Source organism: Escherichia coli (genome assembly GCF_036503815.1).
Classification (GTDB): Bacteria; Pseudomonadota; Gammaproteobacteria; order Enterobacterales; family Enterobacteriaceae; genus Escherichia; species Escherichia coli_F.
Genome location: NZ_AP027764.1, coordinates 2,111,401 through 2,132,069 on the forward strand (window position 1 = coordinate 2,111,401; position 20,669 = coordinate 2,132,069).

Genomic DNA, 20,669 nt, shown 5'->3' on the forward strand with positions numbered 1-20,669 from the left:
TCTCTAGCTGTAAAAGCTCTGCGCCAGCGAACCGACCAGCAATTGCCAGCCATCCACCAGTACAAACAGCATCAGTTTAAAGGGCAGAGCAATGGTGGCAGGGGGGACCATCATCATCCCCAATGCCATCAGCACGCTGGCAATCACCAGGTCGATAATCAAAAAAGGAATGAAAATCGTGAAGCCTATCTGAAATGCGGTTTTCAGCTCGCTGGTCACGTAGGCCGGGAGCAAAATGCGCATTGGCACGGCTTCAGGTCCCTGCAACGGGCCGGTATTCGCCAGTCTGGCAAACAACCCTAAATCTGCCTCGCGGGTCTGACGCAGCATAAACTCACGCAGCGGCTGCGCCCCTTTTTCCAGCGCCTCCTGCATTGAGATTTTCTCTTCGCTGAACGGCTGGTATGCATCGACATAAATTTTGTCGATCACCGGTGACATTATAAAAAAGGTCAAAAACAGTGCCAGCCCCAGCAATACCTGGTTGGGTGGTGCGGAGGGCGTGCCCAGCGCGTTTCGCAATAATCCAAAAACAATGATGATACGGGTGAAACTGGTCATCATCAGTAAAATCGCTGGAATAAACGTCAACGAGGTAATGAACACCAGCGTCTGCACCGGGAGGGACCAACTTTGTCCACCGCCAGGCAGCGGCTGGCTGGTGATACCCGGCAGTTGCGCGAAGGCGAGGGGCGTAACCAGCCAGAGAAGGACAGGTGCGACAGACAACAAACGACGCATCAGGATCTCCCGCTACGCTTAAGCAAGTTTTTCATGACCGACTGAAAATCGGTCTGCGGTATCTCTTCCGTTGGCGCAGAAGGGGGAAGTTTATGCAGCAGATTGATTTGCCCTGCGGTAACGCCGAGCACCAACCGTGCATCTTCCACATCGACTACCACGACCCTTTCACGCGCGCCCAGCGAAGCACTGGCGCTAATTTTCAGACCGTTAACGCCAGTTCGTTTGGGGGCAAATCCCAGCCGTTTTACCAGCCAGGCAGCAGCGAGGATCAGGGCAATAATGGCGATCAGTGCGCCGCTCACCTGCAGCAGCGGTGCAGCAGAAACCGGCGCGGACGGTTGCACAGTAGCGTGGTTATTCATCGCTAACGGCTCAGGCGGCGCATTCGCTCAGACGGAGTAATGATATCGGTGATCCGCACGCCATATTTATCGGCAACGACCACCACTTCGCCCTGGGCGATTAAATAACCGTTGATCAGAATATCCAGCGGTTCGCCTGCCAGGCCGTCCAGCGCTACGACTGACCCTTGTGTCAGGCGCAACAGCTCTTTGATGGTCATCCGCGTGCGGCCCAGTTCGACGGTCAGCTTAACCGGAATATCCATAATCAGGTCGATATCCTGCAACGTTCCGCTGACATCACCGCCGCCAAATTGCTGGAATACCGCGTCTGCAGCGCTTTTACTGCTGGTTGATTTTTGTTCGCTCAACGCTTCAGCCCACAGATCGTCCATTGCGCCGTTGTTATCATCGGCCGGATTATTCAAGTCACTCATTTGGGCTGTTCCTCGTTCAGAGAATTCAAAATCGGGTTAATCAAATGTTCAATCCGTAACGCATACTGGCCGTTGAGGGTGCCGTACTGGCTGGTCAGCACCGGAACGCCGTCAACATGGGCGATGATGCGATCGGGTTTTTCTATCGGCAGGACGTCGCCGGGTTTCAGTTTTAAAATTTGCGACAGACGCAGCGATATATCGGCAAAGTTAGCGACCAGCTCCAGCTGTGAGTGCTGCACCTGACGCACCAGGTTATCGCGCCAGTTCTGATCTTCATTTCGTGAGTTTTCCAGCGGCGGGTTAACCAACAATTCCCGTAGCGGCTCGATCATGCTGAATGGCAGGCAGATATTAAATTCGCCGGTCAGGTTGCCAATCTCCACATGGAACGGTGTGTTAACCACGATGTCGTTCGGCGAGGTGGTGATATTGGTAAATTTCACCTGCATTTCCGAACGCACGTACTCTACATCCAGCGGATTAATTGCCTTCCAAGCGTCGCTATAGCCTTCCAGCGCCAGCTTCAACATACGGTTGATGACGCGCTGTTCAGTATGGGTAAACTCGCGACCTTCCACTTTGGTTGGGAAGCGTCCATCGCCGCCAAACAGGTTATCCACGGCGATAAACACCAGACTCGGCGAGAACACCACCAGCCCTGTGCCGCGTAGCGGTTTCAGGTGGATTAGGTTCAGGTTGGTCGGCACCGGCAGGTTGCGGGCAAATTCATGGTACGGCTGAATGCGGATGGCCCCGACGGTAATGTCCGGGCTACGGCGCAATAGGTTGAACAGCCCCATACGGAAATGGCGGGCAAAACGCTCATTAATGATTTCCAGCGCCTGCAAACGTTCGCGTACAACCCGTCGTTGGGTATTCGGATCGTACGGACGAATGTCACTATCGCTGTTAACACTGGCCGTCGGTTCGTCTTTGACTTCGCTGTCACCATTCAACAGCGCATCAATTTCAGCTTGAGAAAGAATACTATCGCCCATGTCGTTATCGCAGAATAAAAGCGGTATACAGCACGTCGGTGACATCCTGTTTCGGTTGCCCGGCAACAAGCGGGGTGGAAAGTGTGGCTTTAATCTCAGCAATCAGGCTTTTCTTGCCTTCTTCTGTCGCCAGTACGGCAGCATCCTGACGCGAAAACAGTAACAGCAAACGGCTACGGACTTCCGGCAAATACTCACTTAGCCGCGAGCGGGTAGCTTCATCTTTTAGCCGCAGAGTTATGCCGATATAAAGTACGCGATCCGCATCACCCAAATTGACCGTAAAGGTATCCAGCGCATAGAAGACCGGGGAGGGCACGACGCGCTGCTGCGCTTTGTCGTCAGCGGCAACCTGATGCGAATGCCAGTAGCTGTAACCTGCGCTGGCACAGGCCGCGAGGGTAATGAATACCAGAATCGGGATCCAAAGCGATCGCTTGCTTTTCTTGCTTATCGCGTAATCAGTCATGTGTTGCGGTCTTCCTGTGTCGCTACTGCTTATCGGCTAATTATCCTGCGTCTTGAACGCAACAAAGCGGGGAAAAGACGCGGATTACGGTGCTACCTCTGACGTTAGGCGAAAATATCAACGCCACTGTTGTCTGTTACGCGCCCTTGTAAAGAGACGGGAACGGGTAGCGCATCGTCGTCTTCACCCGCCAGAGGTTCATGATTTGCTGTGCGCTGGCTTTGCTGTTGCTGTGAAGCGGCCTGTTGCTGACCACTAAAGCTTTCGCCACTGATGTTGCTTTGCCCTAACTGAATGCCACTTTCTGCCAGCTGCGTACGCAGTACCGGTAGCGCAGCTTCCAGCGCGGCGCGTACGTGCTGATGCGGTGACACCATCTGGATTTGCGCCTGGCTATCATCCACTTTAAGGGAGATTTGTACTTCACCTAAATCCTGCGGGTGCAGACGTAACTCTGCGCTTTGTTGCCCCTGGCGGGTAAACAGCGAAATATGCTGGCTTAATGATTGTTGCCATTCGTGAGAACCCAGCGGCGCACTCAAAACAGGTGCTGCGACGGTGGGCAGCGGCTGTGTCTGGTGCGGAGTGATGAGCGGGCTGACGGCAGCGGTCACCGGCGAAGGTGTGCTGATGACTTCCGCTTTACTCTGGGCCTCTGCTACCAGCGGTGTTACTGGCTGAGCTTGCGCGTCGGGGGCGTCATCGGGCTGTGCGGTTGTGAATTGCGCCGTAGTCAGTTTTGTGTAGAGAGTTGGTTTCTCTGTCGGTAACACGGTTGACGGCGCATCAGCCACTTTGGGCGTATTGTCAAAACCCGGTAACATCGCAAAAAGGGCGCTCAGGCTTGCGGTGACGTCTTCATTAAGCTCATCTGCTTTTTCGTCTTTTGTCGTATTTTTGTCAGCCACCGCAGCCAACGTCATCGTCTGAGCGGTGGTTAACGGTGTTGATGTGGATTGTTCGTCGTTGATGACAGGCGGTATTTCATCCTCAGGGATCAGTAAATCCGCTTGTTGCACATCGGAAAGAATATCGCTAACCAGCGGCTCACCTTTTGTTGTGGGTTTATCTGTTGCCACCAGCAACTGAGGGGCCGCTTTGTCGGTTGTTGTTTCACCTGCTATTGCTCCACTCAACAATGCGAGAAAATCTTGTGCAGCATCGCTGGCTTTACCGCCGGGCAATATGGCGGTGTCAACGTCAGCGGTAATCACGGGCGCTAAGCGAATCATTCGGGTTTCCTCATGGTGGCGCGTTGGGCGAACTCATCCATCTTTTTCTGATCGAGACGGTTTTCTGCAAGCAGTGCCGCCGTGGATTGCCGTTCCTGCAGTGTCTGCCAGGCCTGCAAACGTTGTTTCTTTTCTCGCCAGCTGTTCAGGGCAATGTCTACTTTCTGCGTCCACTGATTAAGTTGCTGGCGATGCTGAGTAATGGCTTTTTCCAGCGTCTGGATAAACTGCTGATAGTTGATCCAGCGGTTACTGGTCATCCCGGCACTCATATCGCTGTTGAGGTTATTGCGATATTCATTCTGATAATCGATCAGCATTTTGAGTTGTTCCTCTGCCTGCTGGCATCCGCGACGCATTTCACCCAGCAGGCGCGCGGCATCTTCTACCTCTTTTTCTGCCAGATCTTTCAGGGTCGCCAGCGCGCCATGTTCTGCCATCTGCCGTTATCTCCTGCGTTTTCACACTGTCGGGAATATGCGCTCCAGTCCCTGGAGAGACTCTTCCCAGTCCGCGCGTTCAAAAATGCCTTGTTGCAAATAGCCCTCCAGCTGCGGCCACAGAGCGATTGCTTTATCGAGCATTGGATCGCTGCCTTTGGCATACGCGCCGACGCTAACCAGATCGCGGTTACGCTGAAAACTCGACAACAGCTGTTTGAAGGTGCGCACTCGCGCGTAATGTTGCTCGCTGATCAACGCCGTCATTGCACGGCTGATCGACGCTTCAATATCAATCGCCGGATAGTGTCCGGCTTCCGCCAGACGACGAGAAAGTACAATGTGACCGTCGAGGATCGCCCGTGCGGAGTCGGCAATCGGGTCCTGCTGGTCATCGCCTTCGGTGAGCACGGTATAAAACGCCGTAATTGAGCCGCCGCCGCTGATACCGTTACCGGCACGCTCGACCAGCGCCGGTAATTTGGCGAATACCGACGGTGGATAACCTTTGGTGGCAGGCGGTTCGCCAATCGCCAGCGCAATCTCACGCTGGGCCATCGCGTAGCGGGTGAGGGAGTCCATAATCAGCAACACATGCTGACCACGATCGCGAAAATCTTCGGCAATGCGCGTGGCATAGGCGGCACCTTGCATTCGCAGGAGCGGAGAAACATCCGCTGGAGCGGCAATCACCACGGAGCGTGCACGCCCTTCGGCACCGAGGATATTCTCAATAAAATCTTTTACTTCGCGCCCACGTTCACCAATCAAACCCACGACAATGACATCGGCGCGGGTGTAACGTGCCATCATCCCCAGCAGCACACTTTTACCGACACCAGAACCAGCAAATAGCCCCATACGCTGCCCGCGCCCAACGGTAAGCAGGGCATTGATTGGGCGCACTCCGGTGTCCAGCACATGCTCAATTGGGGTACGTTGCAACGGGTTAAATGGCGGGGTAATCAGCGCTCCGGTTTCGGTCGTATCGGGGGAGGGCAGGCCATCAAGCGGTTTACCGCTGCCATCCAGAACGCGACCTAATAACGCCGGACCGAGTGGCAACTGCTTGCCGCTTTGCAGCCCTTCAGCCGAAATGTGTTTGGCATAAACGCGCGCGCCGGGCAGGACACCTTCCACTTCTTCCAGCGGCATTAAAAACAGCCGTTGACCGTTAAAACCAACCACTTCGCTTTCTACTTCATGCGTTTCCGACCCGTTCTGGCGCTCAATCACACAGGTTGCGCCGAGCGGCAATTGTAATCCGGTAGCCTCCAGCACCAGCCCGGTGGCGCGGGTTAATCGCCCGTAGCGACGTACCGCAGGCAACTGCGCCATTTTGGCTTCGAAGTTATCCAGCGTGGTTAGCCAGCGAGTCAGGCGCGTGGTCATTACACCACTCCTGGCGCTGCCAGACGGCAGAGCTCTTGCCAGCGAGTGGCGACACTGGCATCGAGATCGCCTTCATCGGCGGAGACTTTGCAGCCGCCTGGATGGAGCGTGGGATCGCCCCGTAAGCGCCAGCCATGCAAACTTAAGGTTGCGCCCAGCATATCATCAACACGTTGCAGATCATCCGGGTGCACGCGCAGCTGCGGTTTGCCGCTGAATAACGGTTCTTGCTGCAACAACTGTTGGATCTGTTTGATCAGCGCCGAGTTGTCCACCGTTGGTGTTTGACCGATGACCTGGCGCGCCGCCTCCAGCGCCATCTGCATCAGGCGCGACGCTATCACACTATCAAGTGCATCAAGGGTAGTTTGAAATTCGCTGACCAGTTGCTGCATCCGGGCATGAATTGGCGCTTGCTGGGATTTTGCCTGTGCCAGCCCTTGTTCCAGCCCCTGGGCCAGACCTTCCTGATAGCCCTGTTCGTGACCTTGCTGACGGCCTTCAGTAATCCCCGCTTGATAACCTTGCTCATGGGCCTGCATTTGCAGTTGTCCCAGTTGCTGCTCAAGGCTGGGTTCAGTCTCTTCAATGATGGTTTCTTCTGGCTCGTCCATTGGCACAAACTCTGCCTGTGGTGGCGCGAGATCGTCTGGCGTCCAGGTTTTCCACGGCAAATTATCAGACATAGGTATCCTCGCCGCTACCAATCACCATCTCGCCAGTTTCGGCAAGGCGGCGCACAATCAGCAGAATCGCTTTCTGTTCGTTTTCCACCTGCGACAGACGCACCGGACCACGGTTGGCGAGATCGTCGCGCAGAATATCGGCGGCACGCTGCGACATATTGCGCAGGAACTTCTCGCGCAGTGGTTGCTCGGCCCCTTTCAGCGCGATCAACAGCGATTCGGAATCCACTTCCTGCAACAGACGCTGGATGCTGCGATCGTCGACATCCACCAGATTTTCGAACAGGAACATCTCGTCGATAATTTTTTGTGCCAGCTCGCCGTCGAATTCACGCACGGCGGTAATAACGGCTTCTTCCTGCTGCGTTTTCATCAGGTTGATAATTTCGGCTGCAGTTCTCACGCCGCCCATTTTGCTGCGCTTGAGATTCTGACCGTCGAGCAAGCCATTCAGTACTTCGGTCAGTTCCGCCAGCGCGGCTGGCTGCACGCCGCCAAAGGTGGCGATACGCAACATCACGTCATGGCGCAGACGTTCATCGAACAACGCCAGAATATCGGCGGCTTGCGCACGCTTCAGATGCACCAGAATGGTGGCGATAATCTGCGGATGCTCATCGCGAATCAGATCGGCGGCGCTCTGCGGCTCCATAAAGTTGAGCGTTTCAATACCGCTGGCGGTATCGCGGGTTTCGAGAATATCTTCCAGTAGGCTGGCGGCACGTTCTTCACCGAGGGCTTTGACCAGCACCGAACGCAGATAATCGTTGGCGTTGATATTCAGTGCGGCAAACTGTTCAGCTTCTTGCTCAAACTCCGCCAGCACATCGGTTAGCTGCTTGTTGGAGATCTGCGTGACGTTCGCCATTGCTGCACTCAGGGTTTGCACTTCGCGCTGGGAGAGGTGCTTGAACACCTCTGCCGCCCGGTCTTCGCCAATGGTCATCAGCAGGATGACGCTTTTATCGGTGCCTGTCAGGTTACTCATGATCGTTATTTATCCACTGGCGAATGACCAGCGCCACCACGCGCGGATCGTTATCAGACATTTCACGGATACGCTGGCTCATGACCTCTGCCCCCAGACGTTGGTTCGCGCGTCGTTGTTGGAGTTGTTCATCTTTGCTCAGGCGGACTTCCACCGCATCTTCCACTTCCTCGCGGGCCTGCGCCTGTTGCTGCACAGCTTTCATCGCCTCAGCGCGACGAGTTAGCTGTGGACGTACCGCTTTACGCCACAGTAGCCACGCCACCAGCAGTACCAGCAACCAGCGTCCGGCGCTCAGCAACTGATCGATAAATACCTGTTGTTGCCAGAACGGCAGTTCTCCACCGCTTTCGTCGCTGCTATTGAACGGCGAGTTAACGACATTGAGTGAGTCACCGCGTTTTTCAGAAAAGCCCATCGCCTCGCGGGTCAGATCTTCAATTTGCTTCATCTGTTCGTTGCTGAGAGGCAACGGTTTGCCATCTGGCAAGGTTTTGTAATTCACCACTACCGCGACTGACAGACGTTGCACATCGCCCACGTTCATTTTGGTATGACGAATGGTGCGATCGACCTCGTAGTTACTGGTTTCATTACGCTGTGTGCTACGCGGCCCATTATTGCTGGTAGTACTTGCCTGCTGCTGGCGATTATTTTGATTTGCCGGAGGCGTGCTGATCGGCGCGTTATTTGCGGGTGCTGGTTGATTCGACAACGCACCCGGTACGCCGCCTGGATAACCGGAACCGCTTTGCTCGCTCTCATTAAGCTGGCGTGAGCGGAGCGCCGCCTGAGATTTATCACCGTTAGGGCGATACTGCTCTTCGGTTTGCTCCTTACTGGCGAAGTCCAGTTGCGCCGTAACCTGGGCGTGAATATTGCCGTTGCCGACAATAGGCGACAGAATCGCTTCAATACGCCGCTGAATTCGGCCTTCGACATCACTGGCATATTTCAACTGAGCATCATTAAGATCGCGCCCGCTGGTGTTGGATTGGGTTAACAGATGTCCGCCCTGATCCACCAACGTGACGTTCCCCGGCGGCAGACCAGCAACTGCGCTGGAAACCAGATGCACAATGGCGCTAATTTGCCCTTCATCGAGTGCGCGGCCGGGTAACAGATTTACCGTCACCGATGCAGAAGGGGATTTTTGCTCACGGACAAATAAAGAGGGTTTTGGCAATGCCAAATGGACACGCGCCCCTTTTACCGGGCCGATAGTTTCGATGGTACGAGAAAGCTCGCCTTCCAGCGCCCGCTGATAATTCACCTGTTCGCTGAACTGGCTAATGCCAAACTTTTCCTGATCGAGCAGTTCGAAACCGACCGCGCCGCCTTTGGGCAAACCTTGTTGCGCCAGGCGCAGACGCAGTTCGTGAACTTTTTCTGCCGGAACTTCAATCGCGCCGCTGGCTTCGCTAAAGCGGTAAGGAATATTCATTTGCGTCAGTTGGCTGACGATTGCGCCACCATCCTGATCGGACAGATTGCTGAATAATGTGCGGTAGTCGGGGGCTTTCGCCCACAGGATCAGTGCGACCATGACCGCCACTGCCGCGGAACCGGCAACAATCAATGGAATTTTCGGATTCGCACGCAGGCGATTAAGCCACTCAAGAGATTTTGTCTGGGCTGCAGTCGCATTCATCGCGCACCTCGTGGCTGATTATGGACGGCGTTATTGGCAAAGTGGAACAAGACTCACTCCCGGGTCAGCAAACTCGAAAAATTGACGCTCTCATTATTTGTGCTTTCGTTTTTTTCTATCCGCCAATAAACCCGTTTTTTTGTTGCTATTTAGCGCCTTTGTCTTATTGACTTACTGGTAGGCTTTGCTACCAGAAATTATCCGGGAGATGAAAATGTCAGCGATACAGGGGATTGAAGGGGTTATTAGCCAGTTACAGGCTACGGCGATGAGTGCGCGTGCGCAGGAATCACTACCGCAACCGACCATTAGTTTTGCCGGGCAGCTGCATGCCGCGCTCGATCGCATAAGCGATACACAAACCGCCGCCCGCACGCAGGCAGAAAAATTCACCCTCGGCGAACCCGGCGTGGCGTTAAACGATGTGATGACCGATATGCAAAAAGCCTCAGTTTCAATGCAAATGGGGATTCAGGTGCGTAATAAGTTGGTGGCGGCGTATCAGGAAGTGATGAGCATGCAGGTGTAGGTTGTGTAACCTGTTGTTGATTACATCCGATCTCACCGCGTGGGGCATGGATGGGGTAAACTCACTCGTTTTCTGGTTTGAAATGGATACCTGATCCTGAAAGTTTTCTGCCATCCACGATCTGTAAACGCGATAACCCCCCTGAACATCAGAGTGTCTCCTTTAACACGCATCACCAGGTCGGTTGTTGTTACAACCACAGACGCAATAGTAACGTTTGGATAATTTAATCTTTGTTGATGTTTTTATTCATATTCCGGGCTAGGGAAATAATCAGGCGTGATTGTGTCACTGGAATAGAGGTTTCTTGTGGCGTATGTGGAAGGGGCGTCTAGAGACAAGGCGTTTCCGGCTGGTGATAAATAAAGGCGCAGCACGTCGAATGCAAGAATGTGCTGCGTCTGGCTCATGGCAATTCATTATTTTCGCATAGCGTCAATGACAAAAATCGACTGTGTGGATCAAGTTGATAATCAGCAAACGGTTCGCAATCAACGAAACCATGCTTCAAATAAAGTTGATGGCAGGCCGTAAATCCAGCCTGTGTACCCGTTTCTAAGCTCAGGCGATGAAGGCATCTGTCATGGGCGACCTGCAAAATGTGGCGTAAAATCAGACTGGCGACACCCCGACGTAAATAATTTGGCGCGGTACGCATTGATTTCAGTTCGCCATGTTTATCATCCAGCAACTTCAGCGCACCAATTCCTGCGAGTTGTTCGCCTTCCCATACTGACCAGAATGTCACTGTCGGGTTACGTAATTTTTGCACATCTAAAGCATGACTGCTTTCGGGGGGAGACTGCTGCAGCATGCCGGAAATATGGTAAGCCACTAATGCTTGCACTGCTGGATGGGTGAGATCATCTGTTTTAATCGTGAACATGACGATTCCGTATTGGTGTTATTTTTGCAATATGCCAACAGGTAATGAAATCTTTGTCTAATAGAGATTTCTTATGACGCAGTATTGTTGAACAATAATATCCAGGCTTATCAAACAGGGTGAATTAACGCTGCGCCCTGGTTTTTGACATTACCCACCGCGCGCGACACAGGGTGCCAGGTGAACTGGTTTGCTGACACACACCCCCTGGCAGCGATTTCAGAGGCTTCTTTACCGCTAATCTCTTGCCGCATCCATTCCCGCGCAGCTTCTGGCGACAGTACCAGCGGGCGGCGGTCATGAATATCCACCAGATCCTGGTCTGCTGCTGCAGTGACAATCAAAAATCCTTCGGCTTCGTCACCACGCTCAAACGGTGTGCTACCTATCGCGGCTATAAAAACAGGTTGTCCATCAGCGCGATAGATAAAATAAGGCTGTTTTTTGTCGCTTTCTTTTTTCCACTCAAACCAGCCATCGGCAAAACAGATTGCCCGACCATGTTGCCAGAGCGGTTTAAACATACGACTGGTTGCCGCAGTTTCTACGCGGGCGTTAATCAGCGGCGGTTTATCCCACCATCCGGGAGCATATCCCCAGAAAACCGGATCCAGATGAAGGTGTTCATCACGTTCACTGAGCAGAAGAACTTTGGTTCCCGGCGCGACGTTGTATCTGCCAATGGGTTCGGGATCGTAGGGAATATCGCGTTCAATATCTTCCGCGAGAAGCGCAAGGTAATCTTCACGCGTTTGGGATTGGGCAAAGCGTCCACACATAGAAACCTCCTGAGATCCCCCTGAAAAGAATAGGAGAGGGGGCGGGTAAAATCTATGTGCCAGAGGCAACGATGTTCCCGCTGTGGGACACAGCGGGAAGGAGGGATTACTTCTGAATTAAATAACGAATGGTCGGCCCGTCTTGCTGAATATCCAGCACCGTATAGCCGTGATTACGCGCATCCAGTGGAATATTATTGATCGACTGCGGACAGTCGCTCACCACTTCCAGGATCTCACCTTTTTTTAACTGCGGCATCGCCTCAAGGGTTGCAACTGCCGGATAAGGGCAGGGTTCACCCACCATATCAAGGCGGTAATCAGGAACGATATTTTTCATGCGATCTCCTTAGCTGTCTGCGGTGCCGCACGGCGGAAGAAGCGTTTTTCCCAGCCGATAATCAACATCAGCGCAGCAAACAGCAGCAAATATGTCACCAGCAGGCCACCCATCGGGCCAAAGGTTTTCAGGAGGTTGATTTTGTCCCAGTCGGTGGCCAGCGCCGGAGCGAAATCATCCCAGTAATACGCCAGAATCGTTGAGCCGATCACGTTGCCCAGACCGACCCACCAGTAGTGCACCTGGCCTTCTACCGCGCGGTACATCCAGCCGGTTTCGCAACCGCCTGCCAGCACGATGCCAAATCCAAACAGCAAGCCACCAATTACCGCGTTTGGTCCTGCCCACATGATTTTGGGTTCAACGCCTAACTGTACGTAACTGAAGATCCCGATGGCACTCACCGCCATACCGATAATGATTGCTTTCGCCATATGGGTACGTCCGGTGATCCACATATCGCGGAACGCCGAAGTAAAGCAGATTTGCGCACGTTCAATCAGTAAACCAAAGCCGACGCCAAACAGCATTGCCAGCCCCAGTTTTGGTTGGTTCATCGCCGTCAGCAGCGCCCAGCCCAGCATGCCGAAAAAGACCAGCATCCCGAGACGAAAACGACGCCGCGCCTGATCCGGTTTTTGCGTCAGCGGTGAGGCGGCAGAAACTTTCTGCATTTTCACGGGAATACGGAAGATGGGCAGCAGGGTAAAGCGCGCGCCAAACCATGAACCAATGGCAGTGGCGATGGCAAAGAACCAGGCATGCAGCGAGAACTGAGGAATGCCGGTAAAGAACGCCGCCAGGTTACAGCCCATTGCCAGACGCGCGCCAAAACCGGCGATAATGCCGCCAATGATGGCCTGCATAATGCGGATACGGCTGCGCGGCATGCGTAGTTTGACATTGTTGGCCCACAGCGCTGCAGCAAAGCAGCCGCCAAACATACCGAGGATCATCATGCCGTCGATGCGGGTTAATGGCGATCCTTCCAGATGGATAATTTTAAAATACCCCCACTCTTCAGCATGGACGCCGAACAGCTGCAGGAGCTGACCGCCCCAACGGGTAAATTCACCCGTGACAGCCCAAAAGGTGCCAGTGATGCCAAAGTAGTAAGTGGAGAGAATACCCGCCGCGATGACCGCAGGGATGGGGGCCCAGAATTTAATCAACCAGGCGTGTTTGAATTGCTGCCATGACATGTATGTAGCCTCTGAACTCAGAAGGTTTGAAACAAGAGTCGCGAATCATACATCAAGCAAATTTATTTTCGGGGTAATAATTCACAAAAATAATAGTTAGATCAAATTTCTCTCTGAACCTGGAAAGGCTGGCGACATCAGGGCTTTAATGCCACAATCCTCTTTTCTTCTCATGCAGGACGAATGATGAAAAAACTCGCAATTGCAGGCGCGCTCATGTTGCTGGCGGGCTGTGCCGAAGTCGAAAACTATAACAATGTCGTTAAAACCCCCGCGCCGGACTGGCTGGCGGGCTACTGGCAGACCAAAGGGCCGCAAAGTGCGCTGGTCAGTCCGGAAGCGATAGGCAGCCTGATTGTCACTAAAGAGGGCGATACCCTGGATTGCCGTCAGTGGCAGCGGGTGATTGCTGTGCCGGGTAAGTTGACATTGATGTCTGATGATCTCACTAACGTTACCGTAAAACGTGAGCTGTACGAGGTTGAGCGTGAAGGTAACACCATTGAGTACGATGGAATGACAATGGAGCGTGTGGATCGCCCGACGGCAGAGTGTGCCGCTGCGCTGGATAAAGCGCCGTTACCGACGCCACTGCCGTAATGAAATCTCCCCGGCTTGCCGCCGGGGATGAATTTAAATCACCTCTTCGATAACCCACACGCTAACGCTGCCGCCGTTGCAAAAGAAGGTCGCTTCGCCGTTTTCGTCGGTTACTACACTTTCTTGCCGGTTCCCCAGAAAATCACGCCAGGTTTTATTGCCGTAATTCTCTCCTAAATGAATGGTTTTTTCGCCATCATCTCCGTTCGACATGACCACCACGCAGCCGGGATATTCGTCGGTGCCACTGCGGCTAAAGGCAATGCAGTTCGGATGGTCGAAAAATAACGTCTGTACACCGTGGGCGAAACGCTGACGGGCGAGAATTAACTCATCAAGTTGTTCGATTATTGGCATATCTATCGGATAGGTTTGCCCGTCACCACCGACATCTTCGTAATGTGCACCGTAGAGATCCGGATAGAACACCGAAGGAACGCCATTTTCCCGCAACAAAATTAGGGCGTACGCCAGCGGTTTAAACCACGGTTCGACCGGCGCTTCGAGGGCTTGCAACGGTTGGGTGTCGTGGTTGGCAACGAGGGTTACGGCGTGAAAAGGATCGGCTTCCACCAACGTCCCAGTGAAAATCTGCGTCATGTCGTAGTCGCGCCCCATGCGCGATGCTTCATGGAATTTCATTTGCAGCGGCGCATCAAACAACATGGTTTTGCCTTCCACCTGATCTATATACGTTTGCAGTTTATCGACTTCATGCGACCAGTATTCCGCCACAATAAACAGCGGCTTTGGCGCAACTTCTTGTACGTGTTCGATCCACTCTTTATAAAACCACGCCGGAATATGTTTGACCGCATCAAGACGAAAACCGTCGCATTGTGTTTGTTCCATCACCCAGCGCGCCCAGTATTTAATCTCTTCCGTCACGGCATGATTGCGAAAATCGATATTCTCGCCCATCAGGTAATCGAAATTACCGAGTTCATCATCAACCTGATCGTTCCAGCCTTCGCCGGTGTAGTCGTTAACAATTTTAAATATGCCATCTTCATCAGGATTTTCGATATGGTCGATACCGCTAAAACATTTGAAATCCCAGATAAACTGCGAGTATTGCCCGGCACGGGCGGGGAAGGTGTAACGCGTCCAGCCTTCGCACTCAATGATTTCTTCGTCAATTTGCGTACGGTCATCAGCATTTACACGCTGCACGCGAATAGCTTCTTTTTCATCTGCGCCCATTTTGTGGTTGACTACCACGTCCAACAGCACCGCAATGTCATTACGTTTCAGGGCGTCAATGGCGGCCAGCAGTTGTGCTTTATCGCCATATTTAGTAGGGATGCTGCCTTTCTGATCAAACTCGCCTAAATCAAATAAATCATAGGAGTCGTAGCCGACCGAGTACCCGCCCGATGCGCCTTTATAGGCTGGCGGTAACCAGACCATATTGATACCAATATCATTAAAACCGTCGGCGCGCTCGGCCAGTTCAGGCCAGAGCTTACCGCCTTCCGGGTAATACCAGTGAAAACATTGTAACAGCGTGGGATTACGCATTCTTCGACTCCATTCAAGGGGAACATTAGAAGCGTAGCCGTAATCGGATTATTCGCGAGCCATCGGCTCGTTAAGATTCAAAAGAGGTTATCCTGCGGAGCCAGCACAAAGCCGCCCTGATCGCCATAGGCACTTAACACCGATTTTTGCACCGATGACTGACCGACCAGTTTCGCCAGTTCATCCATCCGAATCTGCAATAACTGCTTTACCCTGCTTTCGTTGTCGAGAATCAGGCGCAGCATCGGGCGGAGTTGCTCCTGCATCGTGGTGGACGGATCAATCTCTTCAGTCAGATGTGCAATCTCCTGCACCGCATTCACATACGCCATTTCGCTGGCGATGAGTTCGTCCCATTGTTCTTCTGTCGCCAGGCGTAACATGAGCTGGCTTTTTTCGACGAGTTGTTGCCAGGCGAAATACAAATGCGGTGCATTGTTCATCAGACTGGGTCCTGAATCAAAGAAGGGGAGAGTAACGACTCTTTCCAGGCATCGGCAATGTTACGCATTAATGCTTCCACTTCTTCGACTGCGGAGACATCGTTGCGTAAATTGGCTTGCAGCAAGCGCCTGACCATATAGCTATAAAGAGCAATCAAGTTTTGGGTTAGTTCGTCTTTGCTCTCTTCATCAAGACTCACCCGCAGCCCGTTCTCAATGATGTTGATCGCTTTTGACAAAGAGACGCCTTTGCCTTGCTGATTGTTGTCCTGCATAAACAGGCGCGCTCTAACCAGTGCGCTCAGCACTCCATCAAATAGCATGGTGACCAGCTGCTGCTGGCTGGCGCTCATTACGGCGCTTTCGACGCCAATTTGTGCATAGGCCTGGGTGCCTTTTGCCGCGTACATGACCTGTCTCCCGATGAATATTGATTACTTGGAATTACTGTTGTTTTCGAACTGCTGCGTTAAGTAGCTGCTGGTGCTGTTTAACGAGGTCATTAAAACGTCCAGTTGGGTAAATTGTTCTTTGTAGCGAGCGACCTGCGCATCAATGCGATCGCTGGCGGCGTTGTAGTCTTTAGTTAACTTATTCAGGGTCTTACTAACGCCATCGGTAGCGGCTTTAATAATGCCCGTTGTCGAAAGCCAACTGGTCAGGTTGCTGCCGATGGTGGTCGTGATGCCGGTTTTTTTACCATCGCCAACAATCAATGCACCTACGCCGCTGGCATCTTTTTTCAGTGCAGCGGTGAGTTTGTCGGCATCCAGTTCCAGTTTGCCATCGCTGGGATCGGTCGTGATACCAATCTGCGCCAACGTTTTATAGTTGGAAGAACTAACGGTATTACTCAGCATCGATTTCAACTGCGTCTGAATCGTCCGCAACGTGGAGTCGCCGAGCAGTGCGCCATTGCTAGAACTCTGGCTATCAGCCCCCGCATCTACGGCGGTGTATTTGGTCAGGTTGCTGAAGGTATCTATTAGCGAGTTATAGGCATTCACCCAGTCTTTAATCGCCGTTTGCGCTTTGGAGGTGTCCTGAGTGATGGTTAGCGTCTGGTTGCCCGTGGTGACATCGTTCAGGTTCAGGGTGATGTTTTCCAGCGCGTCGCTGATGGTGTTGCTGCTGTTCTCAATGGCGACGTTGTTGACCGTCAGCTGCGCATTCTGGGCGGCGACCGAGACCTCCATACCGTTGCTGCTGGCACTGGCGTCATAGCCCATAAAACTTTGTAGCGCATCATCACCGCTGACCGAGAGTGTCATCGCATTATCAAGGCCGGTGTCATTTGATGTGACTGACAGACGATATTCACCATTACCCACGTTAATGATGCTTGCGCTTACGCCTACTTTTGCGTTGTTGATAGCATCACGGATCCCGCTTAACGACGAGTTAGCTGCGCTGATATCAATGGTAATCGGATCTTTGTCGCCGCCTTGTTGAATGGTGATTTTACTGTCGCTGGTGGCGATCGCCGTTTTCGTATCATCTCTGGTGGTGCGCGTGGTCAGGGTTTGCGCCTGCGCCAGATGGGTGACGCTGATGGTGTATTTCCCGGCGATGGCGTTACCAGCGGTGGTGGCACTGAACGCGGTGGTGCTGCTGGTAGTGCTGGTGGCGGAAAAAAGATCGGCTTTAGACAATGCAGTATTGGCGGTCTGGAAAGTCGTCAACGCGCTTTTCAGCGTACCGTAGGCGCTAAGTTTAGCGGTAAACGACGATTGCTGATTTGAAATAGGGGTTAGCGTCGCTTTTTGCGTGGCGGTGAGGCTATCAAGGATTGAACTTAAATCCAGACCTGACCCGACTCCCAGCGATGAAATACTTGCCATACGATTTCCTTTTATCTTTCGACACGTAAAACGAATACCGGGGTTATCGGCCTGAATTGCGCAAAGTTTACGTTTAATTGTTTTTTTTAATAGCGGGAATAAGGGGCAGAGAAAAGAGTATTTCGGCGACTAACAAAAAATGGCTGTTTGTGAAAAAAATTCTAAAGGTTGTTTTACGACAGACGATAACAGGGTTGACGGCGATTGAGCCGACGGGTGGAAACCCAATACGTAATCAACGACTTGCAATATAGGATAACGAATCATGGCACAAGTCATTAATACCAACAGCCTCTCGCTGATCACTCAAAATAATATCAACAAGAACCAGTCTGCGCTGTCGACTTCTATCGAGCGTCTTTCTTCTGGTCTGCGTATTAACAGCGCGAAAGATGACGCCGCAGGTCAGGCGATTGCAAACCGCTTCACTTCTAACATTAAAGGTCTGACTCAGGCCGCACGTAACGCTAACGATGGTATCTCTCTGGCGCAGACCACTGAAGGCGCACTGTCTGAGATTAACAACAACTTACAACGTGTGCGTGAGTTGACTGTACAGGCGACCACCGGTACTAACTCTGATTCTGACCTGGCTTCTATTCAGGACGAAATCAAATCCCGTTTGTCTGAAATTGACCGCGTATCCGGGCAGACCCAGTTCAACGGCGTGAACGTATTGTCTAAAGATGGCTCCCTGAAAATTCAGGTTGGCGCAAATGATGGTCAGACTATCTCTATCGACCTGAAGAAAATTGACTCTGATACTCTGGGTTTGAATGGTTTCAACGTTAATGGTTCTGGTACCATTGCAAACAAAGCGGCCACAATCAGTGACTTGACTGCTCAGAAAGCCGTTGACAACGGTGATGGTACTTATAAAGTTACAACTAGCAACGCTGCACTTACTGCATCTCAGGCATTAAGTAAGCTGAGTGATGGCGATACTGTAGATATTGCAACCTATGCTGGTGGTACAAGTTCAACAGTTAGTTATAAATACGACGCAGATGCAGGTAACTTCAGTTATAACAATACTGCAAACAAAACAAGTGCTGCGGCTGGAACTCTGGCAGATACTCTTCTCCCGGCAGCTGGCCAGACTAAAACCGGTACTTACAAGGCTGCTACTGGTGATGTTAACTTTAATGTTGACGCAACTGGTAATCTGACAATTGGCGGACAGCAAGCCTACCTGACTACTGATGGTAACCTTACAACAAACAACTCCGGTGGTGCGGCTGCTGCAACTCTTAAAGAGCTGTTTACTCTTGCTGGCGATGGTAAATCTCTGGGGAACGACGGTACTGCTACCGTTACTCTGGATAATACTACGTATAATTTCAAAGCTGCTGCGGACGTTACTGATGGTCCTGGTGTCATCGCTGCTGCTGGTGTAACTTATACAGCCACTGTTTCTAAAGATGTCATTCTGGCACAACTGCAATCTGCAAGTCAGGCAGCAGCAACCGCTACCGACGGTGATACTGTCGCAACGATCAACTATAAATCTGGTGTCATGATCGGTTCCGCTACCTTTACCAATGGTAAAGGTACTGCCGATGGTATGACTTCTGGTACAACTCCAGTCGTAGCTACAGGTGCTAAAGCTGTATATGTTGATGGCAACAATGAACTGACTTCCACTGCATCTTACGATACGACTTACTCTGTCAACGCAGATACAGGCGCAGTAAAAGTGGTATCAGGTACTGGTACTGGTAAATTTGAAGCTGTTGCTGGTGCGGATGCTTATGTAAGCAAAGATGGCAAATTAACGACAGAAACCACCAGTGCAGGCACTGCAACCAAAGATCCTCTGGCTGCCCTGGATGCTGCTATCAGCTCCATCGACAAATTCCGTTCATCCCTGGGTGCTATCCAGAACCGTCTGGATTCCGCCGTCACCAACCTGAACAACACCACTACCAACCTGTCTGAAGCGCAGTCCCGTATTCAGGACGCCGACTATGCGACCGAAGTGTCCAACATGTCGAAAGCGCAGATCATCCAGCAGGCCGGTAACTCCGTGCTGGCAAAAGCCAACCAGGTACCGCAGCAGGTTCTGTCTCTGCTGCAGGGTTAATCGTCGTAACCTGATTAACTGAGACTGACGGCAACGCCAAATTGCCTGATGCGCTGCGCTTATCAGGCCTACAAGGTGAATTGCAATTTATTGAATTTGCATATTTTTGTAGGCCAGATAAGGCGTTCACGCCGCATCCGGCAACATGAAGCGTAATTTGTCAGCAACGTGTTCCCCGCCACCGGCGGGGTTTTTTCTGTCCGCAATTTACCGGTAACCCCCAAATAACCCCTCATTTCACCCACTAATCGTCCGATTAAAAACCCTGCAGAAACGGATAATCATGCCGATAACTCATATAACGCAGGGCTGTTTATCGTGAATTCACTCTATACCGCTGAAGGTGTAATGGATAAACACTCGCTGTGGCAGCGTTATGTCCCGCTGGTGCGTCACGAAGCATTGCGCCTGCAGGTTCGACTGCCCGCGAGCGTGGAACTTGACGATCTGCTACAGGCGGGCGGCATTGGGTTACTTAATGCCGTCGAACGCTATGACGCCCTACAAGGAACGGCATTTACAACTTACGCAGTGCAGCGTATCCGTGGCGCTATGCTGGATGAACTTCGCAGCCGTGACTGGGTGCCGCGCAGCGTGCGACGCAACGCGCGTGAAGTGGCACAGGCAATAGGGCAACTGGAGCAGGAACTTGGCCGCAATGCCACGGAAACTGAGGTTGCGGAACGTTTAGGGATCGATATTGCCGACTATCGCCAAATGTTGCTCGACACCAATAACAGCCAGCTCTTCTCCTACGATGAGTGGCGCGAAGAGCACGGCGATAGCATTGAACTGGTTACTGATGATCATCAGCGAGAAAACCCGCTACAACAACTGCTGGACAGTAATCTGCGCCAGCGGGTGATGGAAGCCATCGAAATGTTGCCGGAGCGCGAAAAACTGGTATTAACCCTCTATTACCAGGAAGAGCTGAATCTCAAAGAGATTGGCGCGGTGCTGGAGGTCGGGGAATCGCGGGTCAGTCAGTTACACAGCCAGGCCATTAAACGGTTACGCACTAAACTGGGTAAGTTATAACGTCAGTAAATGCCGCACTTTAATTT

The 20,669-nt window shown here is 52.3% G+C and carries 24 protein-coding genes; 4 read left to right on the plus strand and 20 right to left on the minus strand.

Annotated elements, in window-relative coordinates; translation table 11 throughout:
* Nucleotides 1–3 precede the first annotated feature (3 nt).
* The 11 genes from fliP to fliF form a co-directional block, all read right to left on the minus strand.
* Nucleotides 4–741, minus strand: coding sequence for a flagellar type III secretion system pore protein FliP (gene fliP, locus AABJ99_RS10020; protein ID WP_001253450.1), 738 nt, complete (start codon nucleotides 739–741; stop codon nucleotides 4–6).
* Nucleotides 741–1,106: a flagellar biosynthetic protein FliO gene (gene fliO, locus AABJ99_RS10025; protein WP_001059107.1), complete on the minus strand. Its 366-nt coding sequence runs from the start codon at nucleotides 1,104–1,106 to the stop codon at nucleotides 741–743. The genes fliP and fliO overlap by 1 nt, the downstream gene beginning before the upstream one ends.
* A 2-nt stretch (nucleotides 1,107–1,108) precedes the next feature.
* A complete protein-coding gene (gene fliN, locus AABJ99_RS10030) occupies nucleotides 1,109–1,522 on the minus strand; it encodes a flagellar motor switch protein FliN (protein ID WP_001281692.1) in 414 nt (137 codons plus the stop codon).
* Nucleotides 1,519–2,523 (minus strand): flagellar motor switch protein FliM, encoded by a 1,005-nt coding sequence (gene fliM, locus AABJ99_RS10035; protein ID WP_024212254.1) that lies wholly within the window; start codon nucleotides 2,521–2,523, stop codon nucleotides 1,519–1,521. Before fliM ends, fliN begins: the two co-directional genes overlap by 4 nt.
* Before the next feature lie 4 nt (nucleotides 2,524–2,527).
* Nucleotides 2,528–2,992 carry a flagellar basal body-associated protein FliL gene (fliL, locus tag AABJ99_RS10040; RefSeq protein WP_000133109.1) on the minus strand — a complete coding sequence of 155 codons (465 nt, stop codon included), beginning with the start codon at nucleotides 2,990–2,992 and terminating at the stop codon, nucleotides 2,528–2,530.
* 104 nt (nucleotides 2,993–3,096) lie between these two features.
* Nucleotides 3,097–4,224, minus strand: coding sequence for a flagellar hook-length control protein FliK (fliK, locus tag AABJ99_RS10045; protein WP_039020696.1), 1,128 nt, complete (start codon nucleotides 4,222–4,224; stop codon nucleotides 3,097–3,099).
* Complete coding sequence (gene fliJ / locus AABJ99_RS10050; protein WP_000807585.1) at nucleotides 4,221–4,664, minus strand: flagellar export protein FliJ; 444 nt, start codon at nucleotides 4,662–4,664, stop codon at nucleotides 4,221–4,223. The genes fliK and fliJ overlap by 4 nt, the downstream gene beginning before the upstream one ends.
* A gap of 21 nt (nucleotides 4,665–4,685) precedes the next feature.
* Nucleotides 4,686–6,056, minus strand: coding sequence for a flagellar protein export ATPase FliI (gene fliI, locus AABJ99_RS10055; RefSeq protein ID WP_000213273.1), 1,371 nt, complete (start codon nucleotides 6,054–6,056; stop codon nucleotides 4,686–4,688).
* The gene (fliH, locus tag AABJ99_RS10060) at nucleotides 6,056–6,742 is read right to left on the minus strand and encodes a flagellar assembly protein FliH (RefSeq protein ID WP_039020697.1); all 687 of its coding nucleotides are present in this window, start codon (nucleotides 6,740–6,742) and stop codon (nucleotides 6,056–6,058) included. Before fliH ends, fliI begins: the two co-directional genes overlap by 1 nt.
* Nucleotides 6,735–7,730 (minus strand): flagellar motor switch protein FliG, encoded by a 996-nt coding sequence (fliG, locus tag AABJ99_RS10065; protein ID WP_000067950.1) that lies wholly within the window; start codon nucleotides 7,728–7,730, stop codon nucleotides 6,735–6,737. The genes fliH and fliG overlap by 8 nt, the downstream gene beginning before the upstream one ends.
* Nucleotides 7,723–9,381, minus strand: coding sequence for a flagellar basal-body MS-ring/collar protein FliF (gene fliF, locus AABJ99_RS10070; RefSeq protein WP_039020698.1), 1,659 nt, complete (start codon nucleotides 9,379–9,381; stop codon nucleotides 7,723–7,725). The genes fliG and fliF overlap by 8 nt, the downstream gene beginning before the upstream one ends.
* 214 nt (nucleotides 9,382–9,595) lie before the next feature.
* Here fliF and fliE point away from each other — a divergent pair, with 214 nt between their 5' ends.
* Nucleotides 9,596–9,910, plus strand: coding sequence for a flagellar hook-basal body complex protein FliE (fliE, locus tag AABJ99_RS10075; protein WP_001274299.1), 315 nt, complete (start codon nucleotides 9,596–9,598; stop codon nucleotides 9,908–9,910).
* Nucleotides 9,911–10,241: 331 nt separating this feature from the next.
* On the opposite strand, the gene AABJ99_RS24995 is transcribed toward fliE, so the two are convergent.
* From AABJ99_RS24995 to yedE, 5 genes are all read right to left on the minus strand, one after another.
* Nucleotides 10,242–10,298 carry a cyclic lactone autoinducer peptide gene (locus tag AABJ99_RS24995; protein WP_108990983.1) on the minus strand — a complete coding sequence of 19 codons (57 nt, stop codon included), beginning with the start codon at nucleotides 10,296–10,298 and terminating at the stop codon, nucleotides 10,242–10,244.
* Nucleotides 10,299–10,316: 18 nt separating this feature from the next.
* Entirely contained in the window at nucleotides 10,317–10,796 is a 480-nt protein-coding gene (gene yedL, locus AABJ99_RS10080) for a GNAT family N-acetyltransferase (protein WP_000494170.1), read from the minus strand.
* Between the two features lie 110 nt (nucleotides 10,797–10,906).
* The gene (yedK, locus tag AABJ99_RS10085; protein WP_097399261.1) at nucleotides 10,907–11,575 is read right to left on the minus strand and encodes an SOS response-associated peptidase; all 669 of its coding nucleotides are present in this window, start codon (nucleotides 11,573–11,575) and stop codon (nucleotides 10,907–10,909) included.
* A gap of 106 nt (nucleotides 11,576–11,681) precedes the next feature.
* Nucleotides 11,682–11,915, minus strand: coding sequence for a sulfurtransferase-like selenium metabolism protein YedF (gene yedF / locus AABJ99_RS10090; protein WP_000790504.1), 234 nt, complete (start codon nucleotides 11,913–11,915; stop codon nucleotides 11,682–11,684).
* Nucleotides 11,912–13,117, minus strand: a complete 1,206-nt coding sequence (gene yedE / locus AABJ99_RS10095; protein WP_000118897.1) for a selenium metabolism membrane protein YedE/FdhT — start codon at nucleotides 13,115–13,117, stop codon at nucleotides 11,912–11,914. Before yedE ends, yedF begins: the two co-directional genes overlap by 4 nt.
* 186 nt (nucleotides 13,118–13,303) lie before the next feature.
* Between yedE and yedD the strand changes: the two genes are divergently transcribed.
* A complete protein-coding gene (yedD, locus tag AABJ99_RS10100; protein WP_001354738.1) occupies nucleotides 13,304–13,717 on the plus strand; it encodes a lipoprotein YedD in 414 nt (137 codons plus the stop codon).
* 33 nt (nucleotides 13,718–13,750) lie between these two features.
* Here the strand turns inward: yedD and amyA are convergent, their stop codons facing one another.
* The 4 genes from amyA to fliD all read right to left on the minus strand — a co-directional run bounded on the left by amyA (nucleotide 13,751) and on the right by fliD (nucleotide 17,522).
* Entirely contained in the window at nucleotides 13,751–15,238 is a 1,488-nt protein-coding gene (gene amyA / locus AABJ99_RS10105) for an alpha-amylase (RefSeq protein WP_001245699.1), read from the minus strand.
* A gap of 77 nt (nucleotides 15,239–15,315) precedes the next feature.
* Nucleotides 15,316–15,681: a flagella biosynthesis regulatory protein FliT gene (gene fliT, locus AABJ99_RS10110; protein WP_039020700.1), complete on the minus strand. Its 366-nt coding sequence runs from the start codon at nucleotides 15,679–15,681 to the stop codon at nucleotides 15,316–15,318.
* On the minus strand, nucleotides 15,681–16,091 hold the full coding sequence (gene fliS / locus AABJ99_RS10115; RefSeq protein WP_000270663.1) for a flagellar export chaperone FliS: 411 nt from the start codon (nucleotides 16,089–16,091) through the stop codon (nucleotides 15,681–15,683). The genes fliT and fliS overlap by 1 nt, the downstream gene beginning before the upstream one ends.
* A 24-nt stretch (nucleotides 16,092–16,115) precedes the next feature.
* Entirely contained in the window at nucleotides 16,116–17,522 is a 1,407-nt protein-coding gene (gene fliD, locus AABJ99_RS10120; RefSeq protein WP_338387553.1) for a flagellar filament capping protein FliD, read from the minus strand.
* A 265-nt stretch (nucleotides 17,523–17,787) separates the two neighbouring features.
* Here fliD and AABJ99_RS10125 point away from each other — a divergent pair, with 265 nt between their 5' ends.
* Together AABJ99_RS10125 and fliA are read left to right on the plus strand one after the other, a co-directional pair.
* On the plus strand, nucleotides 17,788–19,605 hold the full coding sequence (locus AABJ99_RS10125) for a FliC/FljB family flagellin (RefSeq protein ID WP_039020702.1): 1,818 nt from the start codon (nucleotides 17,788–17,790) through the stop codon (nucleotides 19,603–19,605).
* A gap of 318 nt (nucleotides 19,606–19,923) precedes the next feature.
* The gene (gene fliA / locus AABJ99_RS10130; RefSeq protein ID WP_001087465.1) at nucleotides 19,924–20,643 is read left to right on the plus strand and encodes an RNA polymerase sigma factor FliA; all 720 of its coding nucleotides are present in this window, start codon (nucleotides 19,924–19,926) and stop codon (nucleotides 20,641–20,643) included.
* Nucleotides 20,644–20,669: the final 26 nt, after the last annotated feature.